The organism is Halomonas sp. NPDC076908, assembly GCF_050269715.1.
In the GTDB taxonomy this organism is placed as follows: domain Bacteria; phylum Pseudomonadota; class Gammaproteobacteria; order Pseudomonadales; family Halomonadaceae; genus Vreelandella.
This window is the reverse complement of sequence record NZ_JBNNIW010000103.1, coordinates 1-1,860: the sequence shown is the minus strand read 5'-3', so window position 1 is coordinate 1,860 and position 1,860 is coordinate 1. Positions and strand designations below refer to the sequence as shown.

4 protein-coding genes are annotated in these 1,860 nt (G+C 49.9%); all 4 read left to right on the top strand.

From position 1 onward, the window contains the following. Window positions 1–101 precede the first annotated feature (101 nt). On the top strand, window positions 102–545 hold the full coding sequence (locus ACQKE4_RS20615) for an N-acetyltransferase family protein (protein WP_427390095.1): 444 nt from the start codon (window positions 102–104) through the stop codon (window positions 543–545). Window positions 546–645: 100 nt separating this feature from the next. Then, complete coding sequence (locus tag ACQKE4_RS20610; protein WP_206408130.1) at window positions 646–1,041, top strand: MerR family transcriptional regulator; 396 nt, start codon at window positions 646–648, stop codon at window positions 1,039–1,041. Window positions 1,042–1,100: 59 nt separating this feature from the next. Next, a complete protein-coding gene (locus tag ACQKE4_RS20605) occupies window positions 1,101–1,484 on the top strand; it encodes a MerC family mercury resistance protein (RefSeq protein WP_143032350.1) in 384 nt (127 codons plus the stop codon). Continuing rightward, window positions 1,466–1,681: a GDCCVxC domain-containing (seleno)protein gene (locus ACQKE4_RS20600; protein WP_084638734.1), complete on the top strand. Its 216-nt coding sequence runs from the start codon at window positions 1,466–1,468 to the stop codon at window positions 1,679–1,681. The genes ACQKE4_RS20605 and ACQKE4_RS20600 overlap by 19 nt, the downstream gene beginning before the upstream one ends. The last annotated feature ends 179 nt before the right edge of the window (window positions 1,682–1,860 follow it).

The window sequence follows — 1,860 nt, the reverse complement described above, 5'->3', positions numbered from 1 at the left end:
GAATCAAGCCGCTACATGCTGCATAACCAGGCCGTGCACCGGATGCCAAAACCTCCGCTTCGCTCTGGCTTTGTCACCGGTGACGGCAGGCGTTAGCCTCTATGATGATACGGAAATTTCAAGAAAGCGATTTTGAGAAAGTGAACGAAATTTACTCGCTGTCGAAGCTGGACGAACTTCGCTTTGAGCGAGAGGTATTCCAGTTATTGCCCCTGAAGGAGGACGAGAAACGACTTCGAGATCTCATGGAGTCCGAAATTTTTGTTTATGAGGACGATGGTATTCTTGGCTATGGTGCTATTTACCAAAATGAAATTAGATCTCTTTTTGTCCATCCGTTGTATCGTGGCCAAGGGGTTGGTAGCGCGTTGTTCGATCACCTGATTGCTGAGGTTAGGACTCCTACTAAACTATACGTGGCGAAGAGCAACTTCCCAGCAAAATCCATGTACCATAAATACGGCTTTACGGTTACCGGGGAGTTTGAGGCGTCATATAACGGAAAATCAGTATTGGCATACGAAATGGTGCGAATCAGTGAGTAAGGCTAACAAACGGCTGTTATCGCCCCTTCGGGGCTGGGACGGCCTTTCCGCCGCTGCGCGGCTACAAGTCCGCCCTAAAGCCGGGCGTTAGATGCCATCCATGATCATGAGAATAGGTGAACTTGCTAAAAGTGCAGGAGTTTCGGTCGAGACGGTTCGTTACTATCAGCGGCGGGGGCTTCTGGATATTCCGGAGCGCCCATACGGCGAGAACCGGCACTACTCGACGTCTCACCGTGATCGTCTGTATTTCATCAAGCGCGCTCAAGCGCTTGGGTTCACGCTGTCGGAAATTTCCTCCCTGCTTGAGCTTTCAGCATCCGATTGCGCGGAGGTCGAGAGCGTAGCTAACCGGAAGTTGCTGCTGGTGCGTGAAAAATTGAATGATCTTGCCAAAATCGAAGCCGTCTTGGAGCAAGCCGTTGCTAGTTGCAAAGATCGCAAGCCTTATGAGGGGTGCCCCATCATAGAGAGCCTGATCGAAGAAAAAAATTGACGCCGTACTTAGGTACGGGATTTACACTGACCGTGTCTTAATAGTCAAGGTCTCATGCCATGAAAGAATCCCTTCTAAGTTTTGGTGGTGTCGGAAGTAGTGTGTCAGCTGTAGCCGCTGCGGCTCCTTGCTGCCTTCCGTTTCTTGCTTCCGTTGCCAGCACAGTCGGTTTATCTGCTTTACTGCCTTACTCCGAGTACATTGCGTACATCGTGCAAATATTCGGCCTGCTGGCAGTTTTCGGCGCGTTTCTGTCATTTCGGAAACATGGCAAGTACGGGCCATTAGCCTTAACCGTAGTGTGCTTTGGTGCATTGGTGGTTGTTTACAACATTTCGCTACTGGGATGGCTACTGTACTCTGCGCTGGTTGGGCTGGTGGTTTCTGCCATTTGGAACACTTTGGAAGCCAGGAGGTGTAATCAATGCGTAGCACAGGCATAGTGCTTCAATCGGAAATCACATGCCCCCACTGTGGTCATCAAAAAACAGAAACCATGCCAACTGACGCATGCCAATATTTCTATGACTGCGAGTCCTGCAAAAGGGTCCTAAAACCAAATGCGGGAGATTGTTGTGTTTTTTGTAGCTTTGGTACGATTAAATGCCCTCCAATACAGGAAGGCAAGTGTTGCGAGTAATGGCATCTAACAATTGCATGGAGTGGGACGCACTTTTCGCTACGCCCTTCGGGCTCCGCTACAACTGCGCCCCTCATGCAAGGCGTTAGCACCAGAATGGTCAGACATGGCAAAGGTTAAGAAAAAGCTCACTCCGACTCAAAGACGTGCGAGGAAATTCGCCAAGGCCGAGCGACAAA

Coding starts and splice junctions, on each gene's coding strand:
- ACQKE4_RS20600 (WP_084638734.1), top strand. CDS start 1,466: ATGCGTAGCACAGGCATAGTGCTTCAATCGGAAATCACATGCCCCCAC.
- ACQKE4_RS20615 (WP_427390095.1), top strand. CDS start 102: ATGATGATACGGAAATTTCAAGAAAGCGATTTTGAGAAAGTGAACGAA.
- ACQKE4_RS20605 (WP_143032350.1), top strand. CDS start 1,101: ATGAAAGAATCCCTTCTAAGTTTTGGTGGTGTCGGAAGTAGTGTGTCA.
- ACQKE4_RS20610 (WP_206408130.1), top strand. CDS start 646: ATGATCATGAGAATAGGTGAACTTGCTAAAAGTGCAGGAGTTTCGGTC.